Source organism: Streptomyces sp. WAC05292, from assembly GCF_003949955.1.
Lineage (GTDB): Bacteria > Actinomycetota > Actinomycetes > Streptomycetales > Streptomycetaceae > Streptomyces > Streptomyces globosus.
On sequence record NZ_RPSE01000549.1, the window covers coordinates 1 to 3,199 of the forward strand.

Consider the following 3,199-nt stretch of genomic DNA (forward strand, 5'->3'; position numbering starts at 1 on the left):
GACACGCCCCGCATCACCCCCGGCCGCGCGAACCGTCCCCCGTTCCGCCGACCGGGGCGCGCACTCCCTGCGCGGCGAGGCCGGAGTCCCGCAGGTGGGGCGATGGGCGGTCGACCGGGGAACCGGACCCGCTGTCCCGCCCGCGGCCGCCCGCGCCGCCCGAGGCCGCCGCCCGGCTGCCGGAGCCGCGCGGCGACGGCCCGACCGGGCGCATGCCCCGGCGATGCCCGGCGCGGTGTGGGGGCCGGGCGCAGGTACGAGCAGGGGCCGGGGCAGGTGGCGTACGGCGCGTGCGGCATCGGCCTCGATGCCGTGGGCACCGCCACCCCGGGGAGGCCTGGGCCGCGTCCGGCATCCCGGCCCCGGCCGGCGGCGGCTGCGCCGGGCGGGGCCCGCCCGGCGGGTCGGCGACCCTCCGGTGCCCGGCGGGCTGCTGCCGTCCCACCGCTGCTTCCCCTCGGCCAAGGAGGAACGGCTGTCGGTCCGTGCGCATCGTCCCGCCGTCCGGACATCCGCGTACGGGCCGGCTCGGCGACGCCGAAGCCCTGTTCGACCTGTCCGAGATGGCCTCCGGCCCGTTCAACCTCCGGCCGGAGGACCGCTCCCGGATCCTGTGCACCGACCCCGCCCCGTGGGCCACCAGGGTCGCCGGCCCCCGGCCCTCGGCCCTCGTCAGCCGAGGGCGACCACGCGCGCCCACTGCGGCGGCTCGTCCGGGCGGTGGTCGGGGTCGTCCTCGTACGGGCTGCCGGGCGGCTCCGGACGGGGGAAGAGGCCCACCACCGTCCGGCACGGCGGGGGGTCCGACGGCCAGGGGGTCTGGCCGTCGGTGAGGGCCACGACCACGTCGGGCCGCGGGCGGGACCGCAGCGCCCGCGCGAAGCCCCGGCGGAGGTCGGTGCCCCCGCCGCCGACCAGCGGGATCCCCTCGGCCCGGCACAGCGGCCCCACGACCCGGGCCGCGGCGTCGCAGGTCAGTACGGTCACCAGGTCCCGGCGGCCGCCCACGGCCCGGCAGATCGCGGCGACTTCGAGGAGCGCACTGCCGAGTTCGGCGTCGCTCACCGAGCCCGACGTGTCGACGACGACGGCGACCTGCGGCGGCCGGCGCCGGAGGCTGGGCAGGACCGTGCCCCGCAGGGCGGACGACCGCCGCGAGGGGCGGCCGTAGCTGTAGTCCTCGCCGGCGCCCGAGCCGGAGACGGCCGAGCGGATCGCCGCCCCCAGCAGGTCCCGCCAGGGCTGCGGCGGATGAAACGCCTCCTCGGCCCACCGCTGCCACTGCCGAGGGGCGTTGCCCGGCCGGCCCTTGATGCCCTGCGCCACACGGAACCGGACCGCGTCGCGTTCCTGCGCACTGAGCCCGTGCGCCCCGTCCGGGCCGAGGTCCCACTCCCGGTCCAGCCCGTCGGCGCCGCTGCCGCAGTCCAGCCAGGACAGGTGCCCGGATTGCGGTCCGAGCCGGAACTGCCGGAGGTAGTCCTCCATCAGCTGCCCCTCCGGCAACTGCAGCGTCTCCGGCAGGACGGCGCCCTCCGGCGTGACCAGCCCGTCGCCGAACGCGTCGTCGTTGATCTCGCAGTCGGCCGCGATGTTCATCCGAAGCCGCTCGGCCCGGCCGGTGAGGCCCTGCTGCCGCGCCACGCGGTCGCTGCGCCCGTGGTGGTCCCGCAGCAGGTGCGACACCTCGTGCACCCACACGGCGGCGAGTTCCTCCACCGGCGTGCGGTCCACGAAGCCGGGGGAGACGTAGCACCGCCAGTGCCGGTCGACGGCCATCGTCGGCACCTGCCACGTCGCGACCGCGTGCAGGGCGTACAGGGCCGTCGCGAGGTACGGCCGGGCCCGCGCCGCCTGCAGCCGGGCGGCGTACAGCTTGTCCAGGTCCAGGTCCAGGTCCAGGTCCAGGCCCGTTCCCGGTGCGGTGTCCGCGGTGCCGGTGGTGCCCGGCGTGCGCGTCATCGGGCTGCCCTCGCGCCGAGCGCGGTCCGCGCCGCCGCCCGGTCGGCGCGGCGCGAAAGGCCCACCACCCCGGCGAGTTCCTCGATCGCCGCGGGGACGTCCCACGCGTCGCGGCGCAGCGAGGCGAGCGTCGTCGCGGGAACCACCACCAGGTCGGGGGCCCCGGATTCGACCGCCCGCACCAGGATCGTCCAGGCGGCGTCCCAGCGGGACTTCCCCGGGTGGCTGCGCACGGCCGCGACGACGGAATCGAGCACGGCCTGGCGCAGGTCACCCCGCTCGGGCAGGAGGGCCGCCTCGGGGTCCGACAGCAGATCCTCGGGGTCCGGCAGGTCCATCCTGTCCAGGCTCGCCAGCAGCTCCAGCCCCGGCCCGTCGCCGACCGCGCCCCGCACCAGGAGGGACAGGACGTCCCGGGAGGATCCGGCCGCGGTGGCGAACGCGACCAGGCGCATCGTCATCTCCCAGCTCCGCGGGGACGGCCATGCCCCGCCGCGGCGCGTCTCGCCGCTCGGCAGCCGGTGCACGAGCGCGGGCCGTCCGGCCAGCAGCCCGCACACCGCCCGGCGGGCGAGGTCCACGGCGTCCGCGAGCCGTGCGGGGTCCAGCCGCGGCAGCGTCGCCCGCGGCCACGTCCCGCCGAGGCCCCGCACGACCACGTCGTGGTCGTGCACCCAGTGCAGGTGGACGAACCGGTTGGCCAGCGGGGGGCTCAGCTCCCAGCCGTCGGCCGCCGACGCACGCGGGTTCGCCGCGGCCACGATGCGCACGCCGTCCGGCAGCCGGAGGGAGCCGATCCGCCGTTCCAGTACGAGGCGGAGCAAGGCGGCCTGCACGGCCGGCGGCGCGGTCGACAGCTCGTCCAGGAACAGCAGTCCGCGGCCGGCCCGCACCAGGCGGACGGCCCAGTCCGGCGGTGCCATCGGCACGCCCTGCACGGCCGGGTCGTCGCCGATGACGGGCAGCCCCGAGAAGTCCGACGGCTCGTGCACGCTCGCGATCACCGTGGTCAGCGGGAGGTCCAGGTTCTCGGCGAGCTGGGTGAGGGCCGCGGTCTTGCCGATGCCCGGTTCGCCCCACAGCAGGACGGGCAGGTCGGCGGCCACGGCCAGGGTCAGCGCCTCCAGCTGTACGTCGGGGCGCGGTTCGGTGGTGTGGTCGCGGAGCAGCGCCAGCAGCTCGGAGGCGACATCGAGCTGCGCCGGGGCGGCGGCGGACGGGGCGGAAGGGGTGGACG

2 protein-coding genes are annotated in these 3,199 nt (G+C 77.8%); both read right to left on the reverse strand.

The annotated features are described in order from the left end of the window. Positions 1–672: 672 nt before the first annotated feature. Entirely contained in the window at positions 673–1,962 is a 1,290-nt protein-coding gene (locus tag EF903_RS30790; RefSeq protein WP_125548271.1) for a DUF2201 family putative metallopeptidase, read from the reverse strand. Beyond that, positions 1,959–3,199, reverse strand: a 1,241-nt coding sequence (locus tag EF903_RS30795) for a MoxR family ATPase (RefSeq protein ID WP_260616153.1), incomplete at its 5' end; no start/stop codon positions are given. The genes EF903_RS30795 and EF903_RS30790, both read right to left, overlap by 4 nt.